The sequence below is a fragment of the Azospirillum oleiclasticum genome (assembly GCF_013423485.1).
GTDB lineage: Bacteria > Pseudomonadota > Alphaproteobacteria > Azospirillales > Azospirillaceae > Azospirillum > Azospirillum oleiclasticum.
The window spans coordinates 1-2,179 of sequence record NZ_JABFFR010000093.1 but is presented as its reverse complement, the minus strand read 5'-3'; the positions used below and the strand labels follow the sequence as shown (position 1 = coordinate 2,179).

Below are 2,179 nucleotides of genomic sequence, written 5' to 3'. Positions count from 1 at the left end.
GGGGCGCACGCCGGAGCCGCAGGGGCTGGCGCGACGGCGCTGGCGCACCGCGCAGCGCGAGGCGCTCGCCACCGCGATCGCCGAGCACCAGCGCGACGCGCAGGAGCGCGAGGAGCAGCGCGCCGCCGCCGAGCGGGCCGTGGCCCTCCTGGAGCGCCAGCGTGCGGAGGCAGTGGAGGCCCTGCGGGCCAGCCGGCGCGACCTCCTCAACATGCGCGGGATCATGGAGGATCTGGTGCGCGAACGCGACGCGGCGCGGGCCGAAATCCGCGCGCTGCGTGACGTCACGCGCGATGGCCACACCGCCTCCGAACCCGGCGCGTCCCCGCCGGCTGCGGCAGCCGTGATTTCGACGGGGCAGGCGGCCGCGGCGGACCGCGAGACGGGCGCGCCGACCGCGGCCGCCAGGCCTCCGGTTCCGGGGCCGGTGGAGGCCGCCGAAGGCCCGCCCCCGGCGCGGCCCCAGGACCCCGCAGCCGTGCCCCTGTACACCCAGGCGGACCTGGACGTCCGGATCGCCCAGGCGGTGGTGGCCGCCGTGCGTGAGGCGGTGGTCGACCGGAGGCCGGCGGCGCTGGACGCGCCGCGGCCCTACGCCACCGCGCCGATCTTGCGGTCGGTGACGGTGCCCGGTGGCCTTCTGACGCGCGAGCGCGAGGTCCCCTTCGAGGTGACGGACGTGCACGACGCGGGGGTCGATGCCGGCTGGGAGGCGGTGGAGCGCCAGGTCACGGCGGAGTGGGCGTCCGTGCAGGCGCTGACCGACCAGCTGGGAATGGCCGACCGCCAGCTCATCGGGAGGTGGACAGCCCGCGACGCCGAGCACAGGGAGGCGGTGGAGCGGGCCCGGCGGGAGGGCGAGACGGAAGGGTTCCGACGGGGCCAGCAGAAGGGCCGGGAAGAGGCGGTGGGCGGGGCGGTGGTGCTGGCGAAGACGCACCGCCAGGCGGTGACCGCCCTCGAGGCCCAGGTCGTCGCGCTGACCGGGGAGCGCGACCAGGCCCGGAGCGAGCTCAAGGCGCTGAGGAACGCTCCCGCCGATCGGCCGGAACAGGCGGACCCGCCGGCGGGGCACGGGAGCGGCACGGCGCAGGACCGGGCAGGGCCGGCGCCGGGGCGTGATCACGGGGCCGCCCTGGGCGGCTCCGGCATCGCTCCGGACACCGCGGCGGCGGGGCCGGGCGGTCCCCCTGATCCGATGCGGTCACTGAATGAAGAGCAGCGGCGGATGCTGAAGGCGTTGTTCGAGCCGGACGAGTCCGTGGACGGGGGGGTACTGCCGCCGGCTGCGCCGGTGGCGCCGGCGCCTTCCAACGCCGGAACGCCGCACGCGGCGTCCCCGGTTGGCCGGGGGATCGGGCCGACCGCACAGGCTCCGGCCCAGCCCGCCGGAAAGCGTGTGAACGAGCCCCTGTGGCTGGACCCGCGCGCCGGGCCCGACATGATCCGGGAGATGAAGCTGCGGGTGCGCGGCATGACCGACGCCGCCCTGGACCACCAGGTGCGCGTCCAATTTGACGCGGAACTGCAGGTCCGGCGTTCGCCGCAGACCACCAACACCCCAACGTACATCGAACGGCTGCGGGCTGCCGTGGGCGTGCTGCGCGCCGAGATCGCCCGGCGCGGCATCCCCGACCCCACCCCGGGGCTGGAGAAGACGCTGCGCGAGCGGCTGGCGGCCAGGAACGACCGGTCGCCGGGGCGGGACTGACGGCACGGTGGGGCGGGGCCGGGAGGCGGCCGGTCACGCCGCCGGCCGCGCGGGCCGGGGCGGGGCGGCCGCTCTGACCCCCCCGGCTACGGCCGCGGCGTCATCGCAGGGACGGTGATGGCGCCCGCGACCGTCCGGGGCACCGGACGGCCGTCCGCCGGATCGCCCCCGGCTCCGGAATCGGCTCCGGTTCGGCCTCACGCGGCCCGTCCCCGGCCGACGCCGGCCGGGGCGTGTGGAGCACCCACAGATTGCTGTTGGGCAGCCTCTCGCAGACCATGCTCATCGTCCGTCGCTCCTTCGGTTCGCGGGATCATCGTGGCACCGGGCGGGATGGGGCCGAAGGGGGCCACCCCCACCTGGTACAAGTAGGGCAGGGTGTTCCCCGGAGGCTGGGGAGCGCCCTTGTCGCGCAGGAAGCACATGAACATCTTGCGGCCGGCCGGCGGCGTGGCGGGATGCTCGGGG

Annotated in this window: 2 protein-coding genes; one reads left to right on the top strand and one right to left on the bottom strand. The window is 76.7% G+C overall.

Going from position 1 to position 2,179, the window contains the following annotated elements:
• Positions 1-1,711: hypothetical protein (locus tag HL658_RS36360; protein WP_211109943.1), on the top strand; the 1,711-nt coding region annotated here is incomplete at its 5' end.
• Positions 1,712-1,908: 197 nt separating this feature from the next.
• Here the strand turns inward: HL658_RS36360 and HL658_RS36770 are convergent.
• A partial coding sequence (locus tag HL658_RS36770) for a hypothetical protein (protein ID WP_211109942.1) occupies positions 1,909-2,179 on the bottom strand: 271 nt, incomplete at its 5' end.